We start from the raw sequence: 20,727 nt of genomic DNA on the forward strand, positions 1-20,727 counted from the left end.
GCGGTGTAACGGTCAAACAGGGGCGGATAAAAGCCATGGACACTCTGCGCGGCAACTTCGATCCCGATGATATTGCGGATCGGAGCTGGGACGCATCCGAAGAGGAAAGTGCCGAGCCGGCAAGCCGCCGCGATCTCCCGCCCGAATCGATCGGACAGGACGAACGCCGGATGCAGGTGCGCGCCTATAATCATTGGGCCGGACAGCTGGGCGAACGCATGTTCCCCAACATCGAAGACCTCGACCCTGTTCAGCTGCCCGATTTCGGCCCGCATTCGGTGCTGCTCGATTTCTCGTACGGGATCGATGATCCGGTGGTGCGCTTCCTCGGCGACAAGCTGGCGGACGAATGCAGCGAAAACACCAGCATCACGCGCCTTTCGGATGTGCCGCCGCGCTCGTTGCTGAGCCGCATAACCGATCATTACATGCAGATTCTCGCCAATCAGGCCCCGATCGGGTTCGAGGCCGAATTCGTCAACCATCGCGGCCAGGCGATCCTCTATCGCGGCATCCTGCTGCCCTATTCCAGCGACGACGAGACCATCGATTTCATCTATGGCGTGATCAACTGGAAAGAAATGGCCGACCAGCTGACGGCGGACGAATTGCTGCTCGAAATCGATCAGGCGCTCGATCTGGGTGCCGATGCCGAAGCCTCCGAAGAGCCGCGGTTGCGCGCTGCCGATCCGGTCACTGACTGGGCGGATTCGCCGGCGCACGAGGCTGACGCCGATCCAGCGCTGCCCGCAGATGATGATGCCGGTGATTTCGGCCCCGATGACTTCGGCAATGTTGCCCCGTTTGACGCAGCCGCCCCGGACCATGCCGGCAATAACGATCTGCCGCTGCCCGATTTCGGCCAATACAGCCTCGACGATGACGACGAGGAGTATGACGAGGACGAGGGCGAAGGCGAGAGCGCCGGATACAGCTTTGCCTCGCTGGCCGATTATATCGAAGCGCCTGTGAAGAAGGCGATCGACCCGGCGGCATTCACGCTCATGCCCGAGACCGAAGAAGCGAGCTTCGATCACGAAGACGCCGCAGCGGTTTTTGCGCCCGAGGCCGATACCCCGGAGGCCTATGTCCCCGCAGCCCCCGAAATCCGCCAGGCCCCCGTCGATGACGTGGTCGAAGACTTCGTGGCTGACGAACTGCCTGAAGATGCAGGGCTTTACGATTGCCTTGCTTCGGCGCGGGAATTGGCGCGCAACGCCGATAACACCGAAGATCGCAGCCGCAATGCGCTGTATGCTGCGGTCAGCCGCGCCTATGATTTCTCGCTCGCGGCGAAGGCCTCGCCCGAGGATTACGCCGAACTGATCGCGGAAAGCGGCCTGACAGTGCAGGAACGCGCACCGATGACCCCGGTGGTCAAGCTGGTGTTCGGGCATGATTACGACAAGACGCGCCTGACCGAATATGCCGCTGTGCTGACCCACGCCCACCGTCTGCGGCTGGAACGCGGGAGCCTGTCGGATTACCTCGCCGCGACCGAGGGCGGGGTGAAGGCCGTGGTCAAAGCCGAACGCAGCCTGCGCCGCGAGGAGCAGGGCAAGCCTGCCGTCGATGCCGCCGCCGTGCGCGAGGCGCTGGCCGAGCAACTGCGCGCGCTCGAAGCCATCACCCTTGAGGAACTGGACGGGGCCGGCCCGGAATTCGCGCTGGCGTTGATCCGCCGGGACGAGATCGGCTGTGCGGAAATCATCGCCGAACTGCCCGAGGATATCGCCCTGATCGAACGCGCGGCCCGCAAGCTGTTCGGGTAAGTCGCCCGGGCAGCCTGCCCGCTTCACTTTGCGTTCAGGCGCAAGTCCGGTAGGGTCGACGCGATGCGTGGCCGCCCTTCCCCCTTTGCCTATGTCCTCGCTTTGCTGGCAAGCGCGCTGGTCGCGCTGCAACCGGTTGCAGCGCAATCGATCCTGCGCGATGCCGAGACCGAAGAACTGCTCAAGGACATGGTCGCCCCGCTGGTCGAGGCAAGCGAGCTTGAAGCGGGCAATGTCGAACTGGTGTTGATCAATGACGGCTCGATCAACGCTTTCGTTGCGGGCGGTCAGGTAATCTACGTCCATACCGGCCTGATCAACGAGGCCGAAACCGCCAATGAAGTGCAAGGCGTGCTGGCCCACGAGCTGGGCCACATTACCGCGGGGCACGTGACCCGCTTTGCCGAACGCACCAAGGCGGCGACCGGGATCACCATCCTGTCGTTGCTGTTGGGCGTGGGTGCGGCGCTGGCCGGAGCGGGCGAGGCGGGAATGGGCGCGATCATGGCCGGGCAGCAAGCCGCGCTTGGCAGCTTCCTGTCGTTCAACCGCGATCAGGAAGCCTCCACCGATCTGGCAGGGGCCCGCTATCTTGCGGGCGCGGGGATCAGCGGCAAGGGCATGATCAAGTTCTTCGAACGCCTGCGCGGCAACGAAATCCGGCGCGGATACAGTCAGGCCGCCGAAGCTGCCTATGGCCGCACACACCCGCTATCGGGCGACCGTATCCAGACCTTGCGCGGGTTGCTGGATCAGGATCCGGCATGGGATGTCGAACCCGATCCGGCCTTGCAGGAACGTTTCGTGCGTGCCCGCGCCAAACTGTACGGCTATCTCGCCGAACCACGCCGCACGCTGACCTATTTCCCGCCGAGCAATACCAGCGTCCCGGCTCGCTATGCCCGCGCCTATGCCTATCACAAGGATGCCCAGGTGGAGAAATCATTGGCCGAGGCCGATGCGCTGCTGGCGGCAGAGCCGGACAACCCGTGGTTTCTGGAGCTCAAGGGGCAGGTGCTGCTTGAATCCGGACGTCCGCTGGAGGCGCTCGTCCCGCTGCGCCGCGCGACCGAGCTCACTCGCTCACATTCGCTGATCGCGGGAATGCTGGGGCACGCACTGATTGCGACCGAAGATGAGCGCTATTTCGCCGAAGCTGAAACCGTGCTGCGCGCCGCGGTTCAGCGCGATCGCTACAATCCCTTCGCGTGGTATCAGCTGGGCGTGGTCTATGCCGCGCGCGGCGATATCCCCCGCGCGCGGTTGGCCAGCGCCGAACAGCAGGTGATGAACAGGCTCTATCCGCAGGCACTCGCCAATGCGCAGGCTGCCGAGGCGAGCCTGCCTTACGGTTCGCCCGACTGGATTCGCGCACAGGATGTTGCGCTGGAAGCGCGCAGCGAACTGGAACGCCTGCGCGACAAGCGCTAGGCTTTGCAGCGTCCCACCTGTTGCCGACGGAAACTCCATGCCCGAAGAACCGATCCAAGACGCGCCCTCGACCTTGCGCCACACCCTGCTGACCGCGCTGCTGGCGCTGGTGTTCGGCTTTCTGGGCGCAGCGACATGGTCTTACTCCGGCCTTGCCGACAACCGCACCCGCGCCTTCCTGCTCGGCAATCCCGAAATGCTGCCGCAGATGGTGGCCGCCTACGAAGAACAGGAAGCGGCCGGCCGGCTGGCGGCGATGGGCGATGATGTGTTCACCGCTTTTCCCGGCGTGGTGCTCGGCAATCCTGCAGGCAACCGGGTGCTGGTCGAGTTCACCGATTATAACTGCCCCTATTGCGAGGCGAGCCTGAAGGATGTGAAGCGGCTGGTGGCCGAAGACCCCGATCTGAAGGTCGTGATCCGCGAGTGGCCGATCTTCGAAGGCAGCGACGTGGCCTCGCGCATGGCGCTGGCCGCCGGATTGCAGGGCAAATATGCAGCCTTCCACGAAGCGATGTTCGCTTCCGGTGATGCCGCAGCGGCGGCCAGGGCGGCGGGGCTGGACATGGCGCGGGCAGAGGCTGACGCGGCCTCGGATGCTGTCTCCGCAGAAATCGCCCGCAATCTCGAACTGGCGCGCTCGCTCGGCTTCACCGGCACGCCTGCGTGGATCGCCGGGCGCAAACCGTTGGGCGGTGCGGTGGGCTATGACAGGCTCAAGGCCGCGCTCGCCAGCGACGAGGCCGGATGATGCAGGCCCTGCGCTGGCGAGTTGGTGCCGCGCTGTGGCTTGCGCTGTTGTGCCCGCCGCTGTTGTGCCCGCCGCTGCTGGCGCAAAAAGGGCCTGTGGCCATCGATCCTGTCGCGATCGATTATGCCGCCGAACGCGCTGCCATTGGCCGGTTTCAGGATGCCGACCAGCGGTTGCAGGATGTGGGCTGGCAGTTGGCGCGCGGCAATGTCGGCTACTGCTCTAGGGTGGTGCCTTCGATCGGGCTGCAATTGCAGGACATGGCCAGCTACGGCGCGCCCGCGATTGCGCGCCGGGCGCTTGGCCTCAAGCGCGATTTCGCGGTGCAGACCGCTGCGCGCGGATCGCCTGCTGCACAATCGGGCGCCTTCACCCGCAACCGCGAAATTACCGCGCTGGAACGGTTCGATCCCAATGGCTGGTACGCTGGCCCGGCAATGGAATGGCAGCGGTTGGTGACCGCGCATGATCACATCGAGGCGATGCTGACCGAGCATGGCGGCATCGCGATCGGCTTTGCCGATGGCAGCGAAGCGCGCCTGCAACCGGTGGAAGTCTGCGCCACCCGGTTCGAACTGATGGGCGCAGGCGACAAGGCCGTGGCCGATGGCAACCGCGTGGTGATCGGGATCGAGTTTCCCGCCTTCGCCTATGACGAGCCGGTGTTTGCAGGGGTCGTCGCGCATGAACTGGCGCACAACGTGCTGGGGCATAGTGGCTGGCTCGATCGAAACGGGCGCAGCCGCAAGCACGTGCGCCGGACCGAGCGCGAGGCCGACCGGCTGATGCCGTGGCTGCTGGCCAATGCGGGCTATGATCCGGCGGCGGCCGCGCGGTTCATGGAGCAATGGGGATCGAAGCATGATGCCGGGCTGCTGATGCTGCGCAAGCATGATGGCTGGGACGAACGCGCCGAATTCATCACGGCCGAACTGCCCCTGATCGCCGATCTGATGGCACGCGAAGGCAGGGCCGACTGGACGCAGCAGTTCCGCCGCGAGATTGACCCTGATGGCGGCCTTCTGCCGGTGCGCAAGCGATGATCCGTGTTCCGCCAGCGGCGGCGGCTGCAAATTGCAGTGCCGTTTGCGACGAAATGCGTTAGACCTTCGGGCCTATGGCAGTGCTCCAGATCCAGGCGGCGCCGTTCTTTGCGAGCAAGAACCGGGCGTTCTGGAACCTCCAGCTGGCGGGCTGGGGTGCGGCTTTCCTGTTGCGCGCGGTCTCTGCGCTGGCGAACAAGCAGGACCTCGATGTGCTGGCGCTGATCCTCGTCACGACCATCACCGGCTTTTCGATCAGCCTGATCCTCTCGGTCATCTACCGCCAACTGATCCGCCAGCAACCGCTTGTGACATGGGGGCTGACCGCGTTTGTGCTGATCGTCGCCGTCGTTCTGCACGCTTCGATCGACGCCTGGGTGCAGGGGGTATACACCGGGGGAGGCCGCGATACCTTCGTGCAGCGCCTGATCGGTCTGCTCTATTTGCCCATGACCCTGCTGGGCGGGTGGAGCGCGCTGTATTACGCGATCAATTTCTTCCTCACGGTGGAACAGCAGGCAGACCGGCTGGAACGGCTGGAAGCGCAGGCCACCGCCGCGCAGCTGGCGATGCTGCGCTATCAGCTCAACCCGCATTTCCTGTTCAACACATTGAATTCGATCAGCACGCTGGTGCTGCTGAAACAGACCGAACCGGCCAATGCGATGCTCACCCGCCTGTCAGGCTTCTTGAGGCACACGCTGATTGCCGAACCGGGCAGCCAGGTGACGCTGGCGCAGGAGATCGAGACGCTGCAGCTTTACCTCGATATCGAACGGATGCGGTTTGAAGAGCGGCTGCGCACCCATTTCGAGATCGATGACGCCGCGATGGATGCGCAGCTGCCATCGATGCTGCTGCAACCGCTGGTCGAAAACGCGATCAAATATGCTGTCAGCCCGCAGGAGGAAGGCGCGCGGATTTCACTTACAGCGCGGGTGATCGGGGATCGCCTGCGGCTGACGATCGAGGATACCGGGCCGGGGGTGGATGAACCTTTGCGGTTCGAAGCGCGCGACCCTTCGGAATTGCGCGCGCCGCCGGTGCCGGGCCGACCCGTTTCGACCGGCGTCGGTCTTGCCAATATCCGCAACCGCCTGGCGCAAGCCTACGGCGACAAACATCTGTTCGAAACACGATCGGAAGCCGGGGGCGGCTTTGTGGTGCTGATCGAAATACCCTTCACCCGCGCCGATACCGTCGAAACCGTGCCTGCAACATTTGCTGCTGCTGGAACAATCGACGGCATTCTCGGCTTGAACCCCCCGCAAAGAAGTATCGGAACCCCCGCATGACGATCAGAACCATCCTTGTCGACGACGAGAAGCTGGCCATTCAGGGCCTGCAATTGCGCTTGCAGGCGTTTGACGATGTCGAGATTATCGATACCTGCGCCAACGGGCGCGAGGCGATCCGCAAGATCAAGACCGAAAAGCCCGATCTGGTGTTTCTGGATATCCAGATGCCCGGCTTTGACGGCTTTTCCGTGGTCAAGGGCGTGATGGAGATCGAACCCCCCCTGTTCGTCTTTGTCACCGCCTATGAAGAACACGCCATCCGCGCGTTCGAGGCCAACGCCGTCAATTATCTGATGAAGCCGGTTGACGAACAGAAGCTGGCTGACACCATCGAACGCGTGCGCCAGCGCCTTGCCGAAAAGAAATCGGCCGAAGACGCCGGGCAATTGCTCGATGTGCTCGCCGAAATCGCGCCCGACCGCGCCGCCGATTTCGTCGACACCGCTGCGCCTGCGCCGGACAACGCGGACCGCTTCGAAAAGCTGATCAACGTGAAGGATCGCGGCCAGATTTTCCGCGTCGAAGTCGACACGATCGAGAATATCGAGGCTGCGGGCGATTACATGATCATCTCCACCGGCGACAATTCGCTGGTGCTGCGCGAGACGATGAAGGATCTGGAACGCCGCCTTGATCCGCGCAAGTTCCAGCGGGTGCACCGCTCCACTATCGTCAACCTCGATCTGGTGCGGCAGGTGAAGCCCCACACCAACGGCGAATGCTTTCTGGTGCTGGAAAGCGGCGCCGAGGTGAAGGTTTCGCGGTCGTATCGTGACGTGGTGGCCAGATTTGTTCACTGATCCCCAACTCCGTTCGTGTCGAGCCCTTCGGCAGGCTCAGGGATGTACTGCCGACATTCTGTCGTCAGTCGAGACACAGGCCTGAGGCCTCTCGACTTCGCTCGAGGCGAACGGCTAGAGTGAAGGCATGAACACCTTCACCCTCGCCGGCTTCGACCTCGCCAAATTTATCCGCGAAACCCTCGCCGAAGACCTCGGCGAAGGCATCCCCGGCGGCGGACGCGATGTAACCAGCGAAAGCGTGATCCCCGCGGAGGCGCGCTTCACCGGGGTGATGGACAGCCGCGATGCGATCGTCGTTGCGGGCCTGCCGCTGGCCGAGGCGTTCTTCCGGCATCTCGACCCCGATTGCGTGATCCAGCCCCTTGTGCGTGATGGCGACAAGGTGCCTGCGGGCACCGACCTGTTGCGGATCGAGGGCAAGGCGCGGGCGTTGCTGACAGCGGAACGCAGCGCCTTGAACATCGTCCAGCACCTGTCCGGCATCGCCACCATGACGCAGGACTATGTCACCGCGATGCGCGGGGCAGATGGCAACCCAGCCTGCACGCTGCTGGACACGCGCAAGACCATTCCGGGCCTGCGCTTCCTCGAAAAATACGCCACGCGGCAGGGCGGCGCGCAGAACCATCGCATGGGGCTGTGGGATGCGGCGATGATCAAGGATAATCACGTGGCAGTGGCTGGCAGCGTGGGCGAGGCGGTGCGGCGCGCGCGCGATGCGGGGGTCGAAAAGATCATCTGCGAAGTCGACACCCTCGACCAGATCGAACCCGCGCTGGAAGCGGGCGCTCACCACCTGCTGCTCGACAATATGCCGCCTGAAACGCTGGCCGAGGCTGTGGCACTGGTCGCAGGCCGCGTGCCGACCGAGGCGAGCGGCGGAGTGAACCTTGAGACTATCGCGGCGAAGGCCGCCAGCGGGGTCGATTACATCTCGGTCGGCCGCCTGACGCAAAGCGCGTCCGCGGCTGACATCGGGCTGGATTTCAAGCCGGTATGATCCCGCTTTCGCGGCGGCGTCCGCGCAGCATTACCATCTTTGCTATCGCTTTTTTCGGTGCCTCTCTGCCGCAGTTTATTGGGGGGCTTTTCGATATTCCCGGCCAGCAGGCCTATCTGCAAAAGTTATTCCCACCGTTCAATTGGTCGCGCGAGTGGGTGATTGTCTGGCGCAGCGCATGGCTCTCGATTGCGCTGATTCCGATCGCGATGGTGTGGCTTTCCGCCGTACGCTTTGCTCGCTGGATGGTAACGGTGATGGCACTGTTAAAGCTCGGGGCCTTGCTGATGGTCTTGCCAACGATGCTAGAATACAGACTTATCAAGCCACTGGTGCTGGCGTCGACGATGCTGGACGTGTTCGCCGTGGCGCTGTTATTCACCCCCGCCAGCAACCGGTGGTTCGCACACAAGGGGGATGTTGACCCTGCGGTATTCGAATAGCCTAGTGGCCCCTCTTCGTCATCGCGAGGGGCGCAGCCCCGTGGCGACCCATGAACCGAGGGTCTGGCAGAGCGCATCGGTCCATGGATTGCTTCGTCGCCTGCGGCTCCTCGCAATGACGATGCTTCTGGTCACAACTGCGTCCACCGCCCACGCGCAGGCCTACCAATGCCGCGCCCCGCAGGTGACCAGCGTGCCCGCCATCACGCCCGACAGCCCGCGCCGCATCATGCCGGTGACGGGCTATACCCTCGCGCTCAGCTGGAGTCCGGAGTTCTGCAAGCTGCGGGAGGGACAGCGCAGCCATGCCGCGCAATGTTCGGGCAAGAACGGCAGCTTCGGCTTGGTCGTCCATGGCCTGTGGCCCGAAAGCGGGTCAAGCTGGCCGCAATGGTGCCCTCAGGGCGCTGCCCTCACCCCTGCCGAGGTGCGCGGCGCGATGTGCATGATGCCATCCGAACGGCTGGTCGCCCGTCAATGGGCCAAGCACGGCAGCTGCATGGTCAAACGGCCCGCCAATTACCTCAAGGTCACGCGCATATTGTGGGAGTCCTTACGCATCCCCGATTATGATCGCATCAGTCGCGAGGACAGCCTCACCGCAGGCCGCATCCGCGCTGCTTTTGCCGATGCCAACCCAGGCATCCCCGAAAGCGCCATTGGCGTGAAGCTGAATGATCGCGGCTGGCTGGAAGAAATACGATTGTGCTACGCCAAGACATTCCGTCCGGCCCGCTGCACGGCCTCGCGCTGGGGCGCCAAAGATAGCGCCGCAGCAAAGATCTGGCGCGGGCTCTAGGCCCGTCTTGGTGCCGCCTAGGCCCCCTTTAGGCCTGTCCAGACCCAGCCTTGCCAGTGCGATTGTCGGCTGGCACGCAATGTTTCACGTGAAACATTGCCGCCTCAGCGCCGCTCCCTGAAGAAGCCTCGCAGCAGTTCTGCTGCCTCTGTTTCGCCGATGCCGGCATAGATTTCGGGCCGGTGAAGGCATTGTTCCTGATCGAACACCCGCGACCCGTGTTCCACTGCGCCGCCTTTGGGATCGCTCGCCGCGTAATAGAGCCGGGCGATTCGCGCATGGGCAATGGCGCCTGCGCACATGGCGCAGGGCTCCAGCGTCACCCACAGCTCGCAACCCGTCAGGCGTTCATCGCCCAGCGCCTTTGCGGCGTGGCGGATCGCAAGGATTTCGGCGTGGGCGGTGGGATCGTGATCGGTACGGGGGGAATTGTGGGCCTCGGCGATGATCGTCCCATTCTTGACGATCACTGCGCCAATCGGCACTTCGCCCGCTGCTGCCGCGTTGCGCGCAGCAGCCAGAGCGCGGGGCATGAAGCTGCGGAAGCCCGCCTCGTTCATGCCCCGCGATCCTGTGAAGCGTTACTCGTTGCCGGTAACCGGCTCGCCTTCGGTATCGCCGGGCATATCGACGTCGACAGTGGGCACTTCAATCGTCTTTTCCTCGGTTCCGACATCGACATCGGCGGTTTCAACGTCGAATTCGGGCATCTGTCCGCCTTCGACATTAACTTCGGGCATTTCGCCTTCCTGCGTCTGGTCGACATCGCACGCGGCGAGCCCCAATGCAAAGGGAGCGATGAGGGTGGTGGCGATGATACGCTTCATGATATTTTCTCCATTTGGCCCGACAACGGGCAATGCGCCGCGCAGGTCTGGGCGGAATAGCCACAGCAAGGGCCGCGAAGTTCCATTGTCGCATACGGCAACGCGGGCAAGCGTGCTTCCTGTGGGACGGGCTGCAAAGCGCGGGGCCAGAGGCGCAACTTGCTTGACGATTCGGCATCGCCCCGTTATGCGCCCCGCTTTCCTTGTCTAGGCCCGAGCTTAGACCCGATTTTTACGAGAAGAGACAGACCATGGCTCGCATCTGCGAACTGACCGGCAAGGGCCGTATGACTGGCAACAATGTCAGCCACGCCAACAACAAGACCAAGCGCGTGTTCCTGCCCAACCTGCAGAACGTGACGCTGATGAGCGAGAAGCTGGAGCGCAGCTTCAAGTTCCGCGTTTCGACCCACGGTCTGCGTTCGGTCGAACACAATGGCGGACTGGATAACTGGCTCGTCAAGACCAGCGACGACAAGCTTTCGGCCAGCGCGCTGAAGGTGAAGCGTGAACTGCTGAAGGCATCTGCCGCAGCCTGATAGCTGCCGTCTCTGCGGGGACGAGGCGATTCGAAAAGGCGCTCGGGAAACCGGGCGCTTTTTCTTGTGTCAGGCGCCGGGATCGAACACCAGCTTCGCCAGCAAGGTGCGCTGCATGATCGAAAAGTTGTCGTCCGATATCACCCACACATCCACCCGCCCGTCATCGCGCGGGCGCAGGGTCAGGCCTTCGTAGTTTTCGCGCGGGATCACATCGTCGAGCCGCAGCGTAACAGCGGGCGCGAAGACCCCGCCCGCTGCCGGGGGATCACCAATTGCCAGCAGAGCGGAAAACGGTGGCCACGCAGCACGCGAAGGGCGGACCAGATCGCGCATCAGCACCAGCAACCGTCCATCGGGCAACTGCGCCATGTCGGTCGCGACATAGCCCTTGGCGGGTGAGCGGAAACGGAAGGTTTGCGGCTTGCCCCCTGCCACCGGATCGCGGGCGAAGATCAGCCCTTCGTTCCCCGTTTCCGGCACGATGATGAAGCGCCCGTCGGCGGTGCGCACCATCGCTTCGATCCCGCCATTCTCGGGCCAGTCGACCAGCTCGCGCAGATCGCGCACGCCATCGGGCGTGCTGGCAATGGTGTGGCGCAGGATTGCGTGGACCTGTTCGTAACCGATCCAGTAATAGCCGCCATCAGGATCGCGCGTGGCCGATTCGATATCGGTGAGATCATTCTCCCAGCCGGGCACGACGTGCTGACGGTTCATCGCGCCATCGGGATCTGGCAAGTCGGGTTCGGAAAAAGTCATGCGGAATCCGCGATCGGTGAAGGCACGCAAGCGTCCCGGGCCGAGCGCCAGCATCGCGGAGAATCCGCCGAACCGCAGCCCTTCGGCGCGGTATTGCCAAACCCCTGCCAAGGCCCAGCCGGTGGCATCGGTTGCGGCTGCCCGTGCCACCTGCGAAACGGCGACTTCCTGCGGTGGCGCAATATCGACATGGGAGCGCAGCCAGGTGCCCGGCGCGCACAGCAGGGTCACGGCCAGCGCCGCGATCAGTCGGCGAGCGCGCGGCATTTCAGTCCATCGGTCCGGTGAACAGGATCGGGTCGAGCCGCGCATGGCGCCACTTCAGGCTCCAGTGCAGATGCGGGCCGGTGGCACGTCCGGTCGCCCCGACATTGCCGATATGCTGACCCTGCGTCACGGGTTCGCCTTCACGCACCACAATCCGCGAGGCATGGAGGAAAGCGCTGTTCAGGCCATTGCCGTGATCGATGATGATCAGCGATCCTTCGAGGCTGAAACCGGTGCGCGCCAGCACCACCACACCATCGGCCGGGGCGACGAAAGGCACGCCTGCGCCCGGGGCGATATCAATGCCCGAATGGTAATCGGCCGGCTCGCCGCGAAAGACCCGCTGGCGGCCGAACCGCCCGGAAATCCGGCCTTTGACCGGCCAGATGAAATTCTGTTGCCATCCGGTCGCGCCGGTAACTTGCGCGCGCGCAGCATTGATCGCGTTCCATTCCGGTTCGCGGATTTTCCAAAAAGCTTCGCTGGTGCGCCCTCCGCGCTTGGCAGCATCCACCCGCTCGATCTGCCAGGCGCGCGGCACGATGGTCAGCGTTTCGCGGTGCACCTGCCCGCTATCGAGCTGCGCGGTGAGCAACACCGTTGAAGGACTGTCACGATCGAATGCGGCAAAGAAAGTGCCATCCGGGCTCAGTTCCAGCTGCGTGTCGCCCATCGTCACCCGCACCGTGCCATCCGGTGCAAGGCCGTTGATGAAGCCGCCCTGCGTCAGCGCGCCGCGCCACGAAAACCGGGTATTTTGCCCGTAGAAAGGATCGTCTTGCCCTGCGGCATTCGACGGGGCCGGATCGTTCGCCGCGCATCCGAACAGGGCGATTGCGCCCAGCACCCCCAGCGCCCGAAGGCTCAGCATCCCGCGCGCTCAATCCTGTCCGAGCAGGCGGCGTGTGGCGATCTCGCACGAGGCATAGGCCTCCTGCCGATCGGCACTCCAATACCGCAGTTCCGCGAGCGGGATCGCCTCGCCGGTGACAGCACACAACACGTGCGCGCCGGGACGCAGCACGCGGAAGCTCGAGGGGCCGTAATAGAGTTTGGCGGCCTTATCGGAAGAAGACATCAGCATGATGCCACTGATAGCACCGGAGCGCTATCCGAACAAATCATCTTGGGCAGGCGGCGGCGAGGCAGGTCGCGGCGGGCGTGATTTGGGGGCGGCGGGAGGCGGTGTGGCCGGTGTTGCGGGCGGCGCACCGGCGGGCACTGCATCCAGCCGTCCGTCACGGAACTGGACCACCAGCGCGGCTTCTCCCGCCGCTTCGGCGCGGGTGGTGAGCGCCTTGCCGTGGCTGTCGCGGATGATCGCATAGCCGCGTTCGAGCGGTTTTTCAGGGTGCAACTGGCTCATCACGCGGGTCAGCGCGGCAAGCCTGTCGGTGCCTGCGCGCAAGGGCCGTTCGATCAGTGAAGCGGACAGCCGGGCACGATCAAGCTGGCGTGCCGCTTCGGCTGCGCCTCGGGTCAGCAGGCTGGGGGAAAGCCGGGCTGCGACCCCCGCCAGCCGTTCGCGTCCACGCGCCGAACGTTCCCCCAGCCCTCGCCGCAGCCGCTCTGACAGATCGTCAAGCCGCTGGGCCTGGGGTTGCAGCAGGTTTTCGGGACGAGGCAGCATCCGCGCGCGCGCCGCCAGCCGTTCGCGCCCCAGTTCGACCGGGCGATAGACGGCGCGGCGTTGGCGGGCACCCAGATCGGCCAGCGTCAGCGCCAGATCGGCGCGCACCGGCACCGCCATTTCGGCAGCGGCGGTGGGCGTGGGCGCACGGCGATCGGCAGCGAAATCTGCCAGCGTGGTATCGGTTTCATGCCCCACTGCGCTGATCACCGGGATCGAGCATTCGGCGATGGCACGCACCACCACTTCCTCGTTGAAGCTCCACAGATCCTCGATCGACCCGCCCCCGCGCGCGACGATCACCACATCGGGGCGCGGCACCGGCCCGCCCGGTTCCAGCGCCGAGAACCCGCGCACCGCCGCCGCTACCTGATCAGCCGCGCCGTTGCCTTGCACCAGCACCGGCCAGACAATCACATGGGTGGGGAAGCGATCGGCAAGACGGTGAAGAATATCGCGGATCACTGCGCCAGTGGGCGATGTCACCACGCCGATCACCTGCGGCAGGTAGGGCAGACGGCGCTTGCGGCCCGCATCGAACAGACCTTCTGCTGCAAGCCTGGCGCGGGTCTTTTCCAGCAGCGCCAGCAGCGCCCCTTCGCCCGCCAGTTCCAGCGAATCGATCACGATCTGGTATTTCGAACGCCCCGGATAGGTGGTGAGCTTGCCGGTCGCGATCACTTCCAGCCCGTCTTCGGCACGGAAGTTCAGCCTTGCGGCATTGCCTTTCCACATCACCCCGTCGATCACCGCGCCTTCGTCTTTCAACGCGCAGTAGAAATGGCCTGAAGCCGCGCGCTTCACCCCCGAAAGCTCGCCGCGCAGCCGTACATAGCCGAAGCGATCCTCGACCGTCCGTTTCAGCAGCGCGGATATTTCGCTGATGGAAAGCGGCTCGGCGTTGTCGCCCTGCCTTCCACGCGCTACCAGCCCGGCATCGTCAATGTCATTCGGCGGAGGGGCCATGAATATCCTGCTTTTGGGGTCTGGGGGCCGCGAACATGCGCTGGCATGGAAGCTCGCGCAATCCCCTGCCTGCACCCGCCTTTACGCTGCCCCCGGAAATCCCGGCATTGCCGAGGAAGCAGAGTGCGTCGCGCTGGAGGTGACCGATCACAGCGCGGTGATCGCGTTTTGTGCCGGGAACGCCATCGGCCTTGTGGTGGTCGGCCCGGAAGCGCCGCTGGTGGATGGCCTGTCCGATAGCTTGCGCGCGGCAGGCGTACCGGTGTTCGGCCCATCGCAGGCCGCCGCGCAACTGGAAGGGTCCAAGGGCTTCACCAAAGACCTGTGCGCCCGCGCCGGGATCCCCACCGCCGGTTACGTGCGCACATCCTCGCTTGAGGAAGCCCGCGCCGCGCTCACCCGCTTCTCTCCGCCCTATGTGCTCAAGGCCGATGGGCTGGCAGCGGGCAAGGGCGTGGTGATCGCCGAAACCCTCGCCGACGCCGAGGCCGCGCTTGCCGACATGTTCGCCGGGGCATTCGGCGGCGCAGGCGCGCAGGTGGTGATCGAGGAGTTCATGCAGGGCGAGGAAGCGAGCTTCTTCGCGCTCACCGATGGTACCACAATTGTTCCCTTCGGCTCTGCGCAGGATCACAAGCGCGTGGGCGATGGCGACACGGGGCCGAACACGGGTGGCATGGGGGCATACTCGCCCGCCCCGGTGCTGACGGCGGAATTGCAGGCCCGCGTGATGGCCGAGATCATCGAGCCGACGGTCCGGACGATGCGCGAGGACGGGGTGCCGTATTCGGGCGTGTTGTTTGCAGGGCTGATGCTGACGGCGGAAGGGCCGAAGCTGATTGAATACAACGCCCGCTTTGGCGATCCCGAATGTCAGGTGCTGATGATGCTGCTGCGCGATAATCTGGCGCACATGATGTGGCTGTGCGCTACCGGCGCACTGGATGAACTGGACGAGGAATCGCCAGAATTCGAAGCCTGCACCGCGCTGACCGTGGTGATGGCCGCAAATGGCTATCCCGGCAGCCCGGACAAGGGCGGCGCAATCAATTTGGGAGGGCCGCACCATGATTTGGTGAAGATATTCCACGCCGGAACCGCACTTGTGGACGGCGCTCTGGTGGCCAGTGGCGGGCGCGTGCTGGCTGTGACCGCAACCGGCGCGAGCGTGACCGAGGCGCAGGCCCGCGCTTATGCCGCAGTCGACGCGATCAGCTTCCCCTCCGGCTTCTGCCGCCGCGACATCGGCTGGCGCGAAGTGGCGCGGGAGCAATCGGGCGAAATTTGATCATGATCAAGGACGGGGCGCTGGGAATGGCGCATAGGGTGAGCATGACCCAGCACCCCCTTCGCGCCATTGCCCTCATCGCCGCGCCGCTTCTTGCGCTCGCCGCCTGCCAGACGCCGGGGAGCGAGAATCCGCCGCCGATGGTGGGCAAGCCCACCTCGCCTTACGCCGATACCCGCGCGCCCGCCTTTATCGAGGCAGCCTGCGGCGGGTGCCACGCGGTCGAACCGCCGTTCCTTTCGGTCAATCCGGCAGCCCCCAGCTTTGCCTCAATCGCAAACCGGCGCGGGCTATCGGAAAAGTCGCTCGCCGATTGGCTTGCCGAGGCGCACAATTACCCCGAGGATATGGACTTCACCCTCACCCGCCCGCAGATCGACCAGATCGCGCGGTATATGGTGAAGCTGCGCAAGGCCGGATACGTCCCGGACGAGTGAGCGCCGGAAACCACACCGCCTTGCGGGCAACCCTCGGCTGCGGAGCAGCCGCAAGGGCGACCGCCCGCCCGCAGCGATGCGAGCGTAAGCTCGCGTGAGCGAGGATATCGCACCCGCGGAGGCGGGTGCGCAAACTACAACCGCTCTTCCATCAGCTTCAGCATATCCGCTTCGGGCCGCGGGCCGTAATGCGCGATCACTTCCGAAGCGCAGATCGCGCCGCGCTTCAGGCACCGCGTCAGTGGTTCGCCCCTGGCATAGCCTGACAGGAACCCGGCCGCGAACTGGTCGCCCGCGCCTGTGGTGTCCACCACCTTGATCACCGGCACAGCGGCGACTTCGGCCCGTTCGCCATGCGCAATCGCAACCGCGCCCTTTTCGCTACGGGTGGCGACCAGCACCGGCACCTTGTCAGCGACCGCAGCAAGGCCTGCTTCAAAATCATCCTCGCCAGTCAGGGTGGCGAGTTCGCTTTCGTTGACGAACAGGATGTCGATCACCCCGTCTTCGATCATAGCGCGGAAATCGTCACCGTGGCGGTCGATCACGAAGCTTTCCGAGGCGGTGAAGGCGATCTTGCGGCCCGCGTCACGCGCAACCTCGATCGCGCGGCGCATCGCGCGGCGGGGTTCTTCGGGATCCCACAGATAGCCTTCGAGATAGAGGATCGCACCGCTGGCGATCAGCTCTTCATCAAGCGCGGCGGCGGGCAGAAACTGGCCCGCGCCAAGAAAGGTGTTCATCGTCCGCTCGCCATCGGGCGTCACGAAGATCAGCACGCGCCCGGTGGCAGGCTCGCCTTCACGGGCTGGGGTGTCGAAATCGATCCCGGTGGCGCGCATGTCGTGGCGGAACACCTTGCCGAGCTGGTCGTCGGCGACCTGCCCGATGAAGGCGCATTCAAGGCCCAGCGTGGCAAGGCCCGCGAGCGTATTGGCAGCCGAACCACCGGAGATCTCGCGTGCGGGTGGCATCGCGTCATAAAGCTCGTCGGCCCGCGCCTCGTCGATCAGAGTCATCCCGCCGCGATTGAGGCCAAGTTCCTCGATCAGTTCTTCCTCGCAAGAGGCAATCACATCAACCACGGCATTGCCGATGGCGATCACGTCATAACGGGCGGGGGTGGGTTCGGGCACGGGGGAGTTCCTTGAATTGGTTATGCAGGCGCGCCTAGCCGCCTTCGCCGCTCGCGCCAAGCATCTGTGTGCGGGTGCAGCGCCGTGCGTTGACTTCGCAGCCCGTGCGCATCATCTCCCCCGCCATGTCTGCCGTTCCCACCGCTTTGGCCAAGGCCTTTGGCCAGCTTGCCGACCGCGCGGTGCTGCGCGTGGCGATCAAGAGCATCGCCATAACGCTGGTGCTGTTCGCCGGGCTGGGCGTGGGGCTTTACTTCGCGCTGGCCGAGCTGACGCAGCGGTACGGGTTGGACGAAGGCTGGGCCGGCGTGGCGGCGGTGGTGCTGGTGCCTGTGGCGATGTGGTTGATGTTCCGCGTGGTGGCGCTCGCCGTGCTGCAATTCTTCGCCGACGAAGTGGTCGCGGCGGTGGAGGCACGGCATTATCCGGCGCTGGCGGGCCTTGCCCGGCCGCTGCCGTTCCACCGCGATCTGCGCAATTCGGTGAAGGGCTTGCTGCGGGCGCTGGGTTACAATCTGCTGGCGCTGCCTCTGGCGGCGGTGCTGGCCTTCACCGCCATCGGCCCGGCGGTGGTGTTTCTGCTGGTCAATGCCGTGCTGCTGGGACGAGAGCTGACCGACATGGCATGGCTGCGGCATTGTTGCGGAGATGAGCGCGGCAATCCGGCTGGCCGGGCCGAGCGGTTGCTTATGGGCGGTGCGATTGCGGGGATGATGCTGGTGCCGCTGCTGGGCCTGATCGCGCCGGTAGTGGGTGCCGCGGCAGGCACGCATCTGGTACTGCGACGGCTGGAACAAGGAGAAGCGGCATGATCCGGACGCTCATCATGCTGGCCGCGCTTGGCGTTGCGATCAGCGGCTGTGCCGGGGGCAGCGCGCCCCGCTCTGCCGGGTCCGCGAGGCCCGCGACCGCGCCGCACAGCACCATCGTGGTCGTGCCAGAGGTCATGGCATCGGCTGGTCTGCAAGGCGTGATCGGATCGCCGGTGTCCGCGCTCACCCGCCGGTTCGGCACCCCGCGCATCGATCTGGCCGAGGGCGATGCCCGCAAGCTGCAGTTTGCAGGCCGGGCCTGCGTGCTCGACATTTTCCTCTATCCCCTCGGCGCAGGGACAGAACCGACCGCCACCCACGTTGAAGCGCGCATCCGGCAGGGCGGCGCGGCAGCCGACGCCGGGGCCTGCATCCGCGAAGTCGAGAGCCAATAGATAGGGCGGTAACCCCGTCTTAAGCCTGTTCGTGCCATGTCCGCCAAGGAAACATGGGAATTTGACCGGGCATGACCACGCAATTCATCGATATCGCGCAGCGCGCTGCGGCGGACGGGCAGATTACGGCCGAGGAACTTCTGGCACTGCGCCGCGAAGGCTGGGGCGATGGCATCATCACCCGCGCCGAGGCCGAAGCTCTGTTCGCCCTCAATAATTCGCTTTCGGAACGCAGCAATGAATGGTGCGATTTCTTCGTCGAGGCGATCGGTGAATTCGTATTGAACGCCGCGCCGCCGCGCCTGCAATGCAGCCTTGAGGAAGCCGGGTGGCTGATCGGCCAGATCGACCATGACGGCGTGGTCGAAAGCATTGTCGAGCTGGAAACGATGGTGCGGATCATCGAGCGGGCAGAAAACGTGCCCGACCGGCTCAAGAATTACGTGCTCGACCAGATCGAGCGCGAAGTGCTGACCGGCACCGGCCCCACCCGCTGCGGCGGCGCGCTTTCGGCAACGCACATCAGCAGCGCCGAATGTCGCATCATCCGGCGGGTGATCTTTGCATCGGGCGGTCACGGCCCCGCTGCGGTATCGCGCTTTGAAGCCGAATTGCTGTTCCGCCTGAAGGACGAAACCTTGGCCGAGGAAAACGCGCCCGAGTGGGACGATCTGTTCATCGACGGGGTGGCGAATTACCTCAAGGGCTTCACGCTTCAGAACGCGCAGGTCAGCCACGAACGCAAGCTGGAACTGGAAGCCTTTGTCGCTGATAACAGTGTTAGCGTCGGCCGTTTCATGGGCCGCGTGGCACGCGAGGCACCGCAAGTAGCAAACCACTTCGGCAAGGTGTTCGGCAAGAAGCAGGGCGCTGGCACCGGCACAGATTACACAGCGCTGGCTATCGCAGGCGAGGCGATCACCGATTACGAGAGCGAATGGCTCGAAAAGATGATCGATGCCGATGGCGAGGTCGATGATCTGGAAAGCCGCCTGATCGCAAGGCTCGCGGCGGAAGTCTGAGGCGGCCTAGCTGTCGAACTCGAGCGGGGCGGCAGCGCCACCCTGCTTGGGACGCGGCCCGCCGGGAGGAACCGCCGGAACCGCGAGTCCGCTTTCGGGCGGCTTGCGCTTCTTGCCGCCGCTGATCTGTTCGCGCAATTCGCGCAGGTGCACGATTGCGGCCTTGAACTCGATCCGCTTTTCGATCCGTGAGGTGCGTAGCATTCGACGGGACAGCCGCGACACTTCGAGATCGATCTGCTCGATCATGCACTGCGCCTCATCAGCCCTGCTCAGCCGAATACTATTCAGCTTTACGCCGTAGCTTTCGAGGGCCGCCTGCTGGCGTTCGAGCACGCGCTGGCTTTGCAGGTGCATCCGTTCGGCTGCACCGCGCATCAGGTTTTCGTAAAGTTCGCGACGATTGCGTTCGACCATGACGGTGCGTTACCACACCAACACAGCAAAAGCGAATCCACCTCACACCATGAAGCTCTCGCCGCAACCACACGCGCCTTTGGCGTTAGGGTTCTCGAACACGAAGCCGGCGGTGAAATCATCCTCGCGCCATTCCATCGTGCTGCCGATCAGGTAGAGCACCGATGCTCCGTCGATATAGAACACGCCGCCGGGGGTGACGATTTTTTCGTCGAACTTGGCTTCCTCGGTGACGTAATCGACCGAATAGGCCAGGCCCGAACAACCCCGGCGCGGGGTCGAGAGTTTCACGCCGATTGCGCCTTCGGGGGCCTTGCTCATCAGCTCGGCAATGCGCGCTTCGGCCGACGGCGTAAGGATCACGGCGGACTTGGGGGCGGGACGGGTGGTTGTTGTCGTTTCGGTCATTACAGCATCCCCAGTTCGAGCCGGGCTTCGTCGCTCATCTTGTGCGGGCCCCACGGCGGATCCCACACCAGCACCACTTCGGCATCGCGAATGCCCGGCACGGAAGCCACGCGCAGCTCGATTTCGCCCGGCATCGATTCGGCCACCGGGCAATGCGGTGTCGTCAGCGTCATGGTGACGGTGGCATCGCGTTCGTCATCAACCTCGACCCCGTAAATCAGGCCGAGATCGTAGATATTGACGGGGATTTCGGGGTCGAAAATCTCGCGCAGGGCGGCGATCACATCGGCCTGCAATTCGCTGCCATCACCGCCGACAGGCGCATCGGCGACCTTGGCGGCAAGGAAGCCATCAAGGTAATCGCGGGTGCGCGGCTCTGCGGAAGCGGGTGCGGTATCAGGATCGACCGCGTCTTCCACGCGGGCGCGGGGCGGCTTGTTCACGGTCATATCCGATTGGTCGGTCGAGCTGTCCATCGCTC

At 64.4% G+C, this 20,727-nt stretch carries 25 protein-coding genes; 15 read left to right on the forward strand and 10 right to left on the reverse strand.

The genetic code is table 11. The features are described from left to right. The first annotated feature begins 35 nt into the window (after window positions 1-35). The 9 genes from IP79_RS08530 to IP79_RS08570 all read left to right on the forward strand — a co-directional run bounded on the left by IP79_RS08530 (window position 36) and on the right by IP79_RS08570 (window position 9,340). Complete coding sequence (locus IP79_RS08530; protein ID WP_054119030.1) at window positions 36-1,772, forward strand: hypothetical protein; 1,737 nt, start codon at window positions 36-38, stop codon at window positions 1,770-1,772. Window positions 1,773-1,835: 63 nt separating this feature from the next. After that, window positions 1,836-3,203 carry a M48 family metalloprotease gene (locus tag IP79_RS08535; protein WP_054118785.1) on the forward strand — a complete coding sequence of 456 codons (1,368 nt, stop codon included), beginning with the start codon at window positions 1,836-1,838 and terminating at the stop codon, window positions 3,201-3,203. A 37-nt stretch (window positions 3,204-3,240) separates the two neighbouring features. Then, window positions 3,241-3,954 (forward strand): DsbA family protein, encoded by a 714-nt coding sequence (locus IP79_RS08540; RefSeq protein ID WP_054118786.1) that lies wholly within the window; start codon window positions 3,241-3,243, stop codon window positions 3,952-3,954. Continuing rightward, complete coding sequence (locus tag IP79_RS08545; protein WP_233994138.1) at window positions 3,951-4,997, forward strand: hypothetical protein; 1,047 nt, start codon at window positions 3,951-3,953, stop codon at window positions 4,995-4,997. The genes IP79_RS08540 and IP79_RS08545 overlap by 4 nt, the downstream gene beginning before the upstream one ends. Before the next feature lie 74 nt (window positions 4,998-5,071). Then, entirely contained in the window at window positions 5,072-6,292 is a 1,221-nt protein-coding gene (locus tag IP79_RS08550; protein WP_054118787.1) for a sensor histidine kinase, read from the forward strand. Further along, the gene (locus tag IP79_RS08555) at window positions 6,289-7,095 is read left to right on the forward strand and encodes a LytR/AlgR family response regulator transcription factor (protein WP_054118788.1); all 807 of its coding nucleotides are present in this window, start codon (window positions 6,289-6,291) and stop codon (window positions 7,093-7,095) included. The genes IP79_RS08550 and IP79_RS08555 overlap by 4 nt, the downstream gene beginning before the upstream one ends. 127 nt (window positions 7,096-7,222) lie before the next feature. Beyond that, window positions 7,223-8,098 (forward strand): carboxylating nicotinate-nucleotide diphosphorylase, encoded by an 876-nt coding sequence (gene nadC, locus IP79_RS08560; protein ID WP_054118789.1) that lies wholly within the window; start codon window positions 7,223-7,225, stop codon window positions 8,096-8,098. Continuing rightward, window positions 8,095-8,541 carry a hypothetical protein gene (locus IP79_RS08565; protein WP_054118790.1) on the forward strand — a complete coding sequence of 149 codons (447 nt, stop codon included), beginning with the start codon at window positions 8,095-8,097 and terminating at the stop codon, window positions 8,539-8,541. Before nadC ends, IP79_RS08565 begins: the two co-directional genes overlap by 4 nt. Window positions 8,542-8,656: 115 nt before the next feature. Further along, the gene (locus IP79_RS08570; protein WP_054118791.1) at window positions 8,657-9,340 is read left to right on the forward strand and encodes a ribonuclease T2 family protein; all 684 of its coding nucleotides are present in this window, start codon (window positions 8,657-8,659) and stop codon (window positions 9,338-9,340) included. A 104-nt stretch (window positions 9,341-9,444) separates the two neighbouring features. Here the strand turns inward: IP79_RS08570 and IP79_RS08575 are convergent, their stop codons facing one another. Then, window positions 9,445-9,900, reverse strand: a complete 456-nt coding sequence (locus tag IP79_RS08575; RefSeq protein ID WP_233994139.1) for a nucleoside deaminase — start codon at window positions 9,898-9,900, stop codon at window positions 9,445-9,447. A 21-nt stretch (window positions 9,901-9,921) separates the two neighbouring features. Beyond that, window positions 9,922-10,167 (reverse strand): hypothetical protein, encoded by a 246-nt coding sequence (locus IP79_RS08580; protein ID WP_054118792.1) that lies wholly within the window; start codon window positions 10,165-10,167, stop codon window positions 9,922-9,924. Between the two features lie 251 nt (window positions 10,168-10,418). On the opposite strand from IP79_RS08580, the gene rpmB reads away from it, so the two are divergent. After that, window positions 10,419-10,706 carry a 50S ribosomal protein L28 gene (gene rpmB / locus IP79_RS08585; protein ID WP_054118793.1) on the forward strand — a complete coding sequence of 96 codons (288 nt, stop codon included), beginning with the start codon at window positions 10,419-10,421 and terminating at the stop codon, window positions 10,704-10,706. A 69-nt stretch (window positions 10,707-10,775) separates the two neighbouring features. On the opposite strand, the gene IP79_RS08590 is transcribed toward rpmB, so the two are convergent. The 4 genes from IP79_RS08590 to xseA are packed head-to-tail and all read right to left on the reverse strand — an operon-like array spanning window position 10,776 to window position 14,331. After that, the gene (locus tag IP79_RS08590) at window positions 10,776-11,735 is read right to left on the reverse strand and encodes an esterase-like activity of phytase family protein (protein WP_054118794.1); all 960 of its coding nucleotides are present in this window, start codon (window positions 11,733-11,735) and stop codon (window positions 10,776-10,778) included. Window position 11,736: 1 nt separating this feature from the next. Further along, window positions 11,737-12,606, reverse strand: coding sequence for a M23 family metallopeptidase (locus IP79_RS08595; RefSeq protein WP_054118795.1), 870 nt, complete (start codon window positions 12,604-12,606; stop codon window positions 11,737-11,739). A gap of 9 nt (window positions 12,607-12,615) precedes the next feature. Further along, window positions 12,616-12,819, reverse strand: a complete 204-nt coding sequence (locus IP79_RS08600) for a DUF2093 domain-containing protein (RefSeq protein ID WP_054118796.1) — start codon at window positions 12,817-12,819, stop codon at window positions 12,616-12,618. 24 nt (window positions 12,820-12,843) lie between these two features. Next, entirely contained in the window at window positions 12,844-14,331 is a 1,488-nt protein-coding gene (gene xseA / locus IP79_RS08605; protein ID WP_054118797.1) for an exodeoxyribonuclease VII large subunit, read from the reverse strand. Here xseA and purD point away from each other — a divergent pair. Together purD and IP79_RS08615 are read left to right on the forward strand one after the other, a co-directional pair. Next, a complete protein-coding gene (gene purD / locus IP79_RS08610) occupies window positions 14,330-15,619 on the forward strand; it encodes a phosphoribosylamine--glycine ligase (protein WP_054119033.1) in 1,290 nt (429 codons plus the stop codon). The two genes, xseA and purD, sit on opposite strands and share 2 nt — an antisense overlap. Continuing rightward, window positions 15,616-16,056 (forward strand): hypothetical protein, encoded by a 441-nt coding sequence (locus tag IP79_RS08615; RefSeq protein WP_156318199.1) that lies wholly within the window; start codon window positions 15,616-15,618, stop codon window positions 16,054-16,056. The genes purD and IP79_RS08615 overlap by 4 nt, the downstream gene beginning before the upstream one ends. A gap of 134 nt (window positions 16,057-16,190) precedes the next feature. Here IP79_RS08615 and IP79_RS08620 read toward each other — a convergent pair whose 3' ends face one another. Further along, window positions 16,191-17,192: an adenosine kinase gene (locus tag IP79_RS08620; RefSeq protein ID WP_054118799.1), complete on the reverse strand. Its 1,002-nt coding sequence runs from the start codon at window positions 17,190-17,192 to the stop codon at window positions 16,191-16,193. Between the two features lie 125 nt (window positions 17,193-17,317). Between IP79_RS08620 and IP79_RS08625 the strand changes: the two genes are divergently transcribed. The 3 genes from IP79_RS08625 (at window position 17,318) to IP79_RS08635 (ending at window position 19,421) form a co-directional block, all read left to right on the forward strand. Continuing rightward, window positions 17,318-18,004, forward strand: coding sequence for an EI24 domain-containing protein (locus tag IP79_RS08625; RefSeq protein WP_054118800.1), 687 nt, complete (start codon window positions 17,318-17,320; stop codon window positions 18,002-18,004). Further along, entirely contained in the window at window positions 18,001-18,399 is a 399-nt protein-coding gene (locus IP79_RS08630; RefSeq protein ID WP_054118801.1) for a hypothetical protein, read from the forward strand. The genes IP79_RS08625 and IP79_RS08630 overlap by 4 nt, the downstream gene beginning before the upstream one ends. A 71-nt stretch (window positions 18,400-18,470) precedes the next feature. Further along, window positions 18,471-19,421, forward strand: coding sequence for a hypothetical protein (locus IP79_RS08635; protein ID WP_054118802.1), 951 nt, complete (start codon window positions 18,471-18,473; stop codon window positions 19,419-19,421). A 6-nt stretch (window positions 19,422-19,427) separates the two neighbouring features. On the opposite strand, the gene IP79_RS08640 is transcribed toward IP79_RS08635, so the two are convergent. From IP79_RS08640 to IP79_RS08650, 3 genes are read right to left on the reverse strand one after another with little or no spacing between them, the layout of a single operon-like run. Beyond that, on the reverse strand, window positions 19,428-19,838 hold the full coding sequence (locus IP79_RS08640) for a hypothetical protein (protein WP_054118803.1): 411 nt from the start codon (window positions 19,836-19,838) through the stop codon (window positions 19,428-19,430). 42 nt (window positions 19,839-19,880) lie between these two features. Beyond that, window positions 19,881-20,246 (reverse strand): HesB/IscA family protein, encoded by a 366-nt coding sequence (locus IP79_RS08645; protein WP_054118804.1) that lies wholly within the window; start codon window positions 20,244-20,246, stop codon window positions 19,881-19,883. Beyond that, window positions 20,246-20,722 carry an SUF system Fe-S cluster assembly protein gene (locus IP79_RS08650; RefSeq protein ID WP_054118805.1) on the reverse strand — a complete coding sequence of 159 codons (477 nt, stop codon included), beginning with the start codon at window positions 20,720-20,722 and terminating at the stop codon, window positions 20,246-20,248. Before IP79_RS08650 ends, IP79_RS08645 begins: the two co-directional genes overlap by 1 nt. Window positions 20,723-20,727 lie beyond the last annotated feature (5 nt).

It is taken from the genome of Porphyrobacter sp. AAP60, from assembly GCF_001296025.1.
GTDB lineage: Bacteria > Pseudomonadota > Alphaproteobacteria > Sphingomonadales > Sphingomonadaceae > Erythrobacter.

What these genes read in the sequence shown, in the direction of transcription:
- IP79_RS08530 (WP_054119030.1), top strand. Translation starts at nt 36, where the DNA reads ATGGACACTCTGCGCGGCAACTTCGATCCCGATGATATTGCGGATCGG.
- IP79_RS08535 (WP_054118785.1), top strand. Translation starts at nt 1,836, where the DNA reads ATGCGTGGCCGCCCTTCCCCCTTTGCCTATGTCCTCGCTTTGCTGGCA.
- IP79_RS08540 (WP_054118786.1), top strand. Translation starts at nt 3,241, where the DNA reads ATGCCCGAAGAACCGATCCAAGACGCGCCCTCGACCTTGCGCCACACC.
- IP79_RS08545 (WP_233994138.1), top strand. Translation starts at nt 3,951, where the DNA reads ATGATGCAGGCCCTGCGCTGGCGAGTTGGTGCCGCGCTGTGGCTTGCG.
- IP79_RS08550 (WP_054118787.1), top strand. Translation starts at nt 5,072, where the DNA reads ATGGCAGTGCTCCAGATCCAGGCGGCGCCGTTCTTTGCGAGCAAGAAC.
- IP79_RS08555 (WP_054118788.1), top strand. Translation starts at nt 6,289, where the DNA reads ATGACGATCAGAACCATCCTTGTCGACGACGAGAAGCTGGCCATTCAG.
- nadC (WP_054118789.1), top strand. Translation starts at nt 7,223, where the DNA reads ATGAACACCTTCACCCTCGCCGGCTTCGACCTCGCCAAATTTATCCGC.
- IP79_RS08565 (WP_054118790.1), top strand. Translation starts at nt 8,095, where the DNA reads ATGATCCCGCTTTCGCGGCGGCGTCCGCGCAGCATTACCATCTTTGCT.
- IP79_RS08570 (WP_054118791.1), top strand. Translation starts at nt 8,657, where the DNA reads ATGACGATGCTTCTGGTCACAACTGCGTCCACCGCCCACGCGCAGGCC.
- IP79_RS08575 (WP_233994139.1), bottom strand. Translation starts at nt 9,900, where the DNA reads ATGAACGAGGCGGGCTTCCGCAGCTTCATGCCCCGCGCTCTGGCTGCT.
- IP79_RS08580 (WP_054118792.1), bottom strand. Translation starts at nt 10,167, where the DNA reads ATGAAGCGTATCATCGCCACCACCCTCATCGCTCCCTTTGCATTGGGG.
- rpmB (WP_054118793.1), top strand. Translation starts at nt 10,419, where the DNA reads ATGGCTCGCATCTGCGAACTGACCGGCAAGGGCCGTATGACTGGCAAC.
- IP79_RS08590 (WP_054118794.1), bottom strand. Translation starts at nt 11,735, where the DNA reads ATGCCGCGCGCTCGCCGACTGATCGCGGCGCTGGCCGTGACCCTGCTG.
- IP79_RS08595 (WP_054118795.1), bottom strand. Translation starts at nt 12,606, where the DNA reads ATGCTGAGCCTTCGGGCGCTGGGGGTGCTGGGCGCAATCGCCCTGTTC.
- IP79_RS08600 (WP_054118796.1), bottom strand. Translation starts at nt 12,819, where the DNA reads ATGCTGATGTCTTCTTCCGATAAGGCCGCCAAACTCTATTACGGCCCC.
- purD (WP_054119033.1), top strand. Translation starts at nt 14,330, where the DNA reads ATGAATATCCTGCTTTTGGGGTCTGGGGGCCGCGAACATGCGCTGGCA.
- xseA (WP_054118797.1), bottom strand. Translation starts at nt 14,331, where the DNA reads ATGGCCCCTCCGCCGAATGACATTGACGATGCCGGGCTGGTAGCGCGT.
- IP79_RS08625 (WP_054118800.1), top strand. Translation starts at nt 17,318, where the DNA reads ATGTCTGCCGTTCCCACCGCTTTGGCCAAGGCCTTTGGCCAGCTTGCC.
- IP79_RS08630 (WP_054118801.1), top strand. Translation starts at nt 18,001, where the DNA reads ATGATCCGGACGCTCATCATGCTGGCCGCGCTTGGCGTTGCGATCAGC.
- IP79_RS08635 (WP_054118802.1), top strand. Translation starts at nt 18,471, where the DNA reads ATGACCACGCAATTCATCGATATCGCGCAGCGCGCTGCGGCGGACGGG.
- IP79_RS08640 (WP_054118803.1), bottom strand. Translation starts at nt 19,838, where the DNA reads ATGGTCGAACGCAATCGTCGCGAACTTTACGAAAACCTGATGCGCGGT.
- IP79_RS08645 (WP_054118804.1), bottom strand. Translation starts at nt 20,246, where the DNA reads ATGACCGAAACGACAACAACCACCCGTCCCGCCCCCAAGTCCGCCGTG.
- IP79_RS08650 (WP_054118805.1), bottom strand. Translation starts at nt 20,722, where the DNA reads ATGGACAGCTCGACCGACCAATCGGATATGACCGTGAACAAGCCGCCC.